The following is a 503-nucleotide window of genomic DNA, read 5'->3' as shown; positions in this document are numbered from 1 at the left end:
TCGGCGCGATTTCCGCGCGCGCGGCTTCGGCGACGGGCGCGGCCGGTGCCGGCGTTGCGGGCGGCGCGATCACCGGCGGCTCGACGGCAGGCAGTTCGACCGCAGGCGGTTCGATAGCAGGCGCCGCGGCCGCTTGCGTCGGCGCAGCTTGCGGCTGCGGCTCCGCCGGCGGCGCGGCTACGGCCGCTTCGGCGGTCGCGGCATCGGCGGTTCCAGGCTGCGCGCCGGCGTCGGGCTGCGCGCCGGGAATGGCGGCGGCGAGCTCTTCGAGGCTGTATTCGCGCTCGGCCGGCTTGCCGGCGTCGGGCTTCTTGCGGCGGAAAAAACTGAGCATGAGACGGGAGATGGGGGCATGCGCGAGAATCCCCACATGCTAGCACCGGCCTCCCTCCGCCCCCGATGAACCACGGTCCGAGATGAACATGTCCAAGCGCGGCCGCTCCGGCGCACGCACGCCGGCCCAACCCGCGGCGGCCTCGTCGGCGCGCGGCGGCGGCAACGCG

At 75.3% G+C, this 503-nt stretch carries 1 pseudogene; it reads right to left on the bottom strand.

Annotated features, from left to right (window positions below):
* Positions 1-370, bottom strand: a pseudogene (locus tag A7A76_RS19935) (hypothetical protein); the annotation flags it as partial.
* Positions 371-503 lie beyond the last annotated feature (133 nt).

Source organism: Lysobacter enzymogenes (genome assembly GCF_017168095.1).
Classification (GTDB): domain Bacteria; phylum Pseudomonadota; class Gammaproteobacteria; order Xanthomonadales; family Xanthomonadaceae; genus Lysobacter; species Lysobacter enzymogenes_D.
This window is presented reverse-complemented; position numbering and strand designations above follow the sequence as displayed.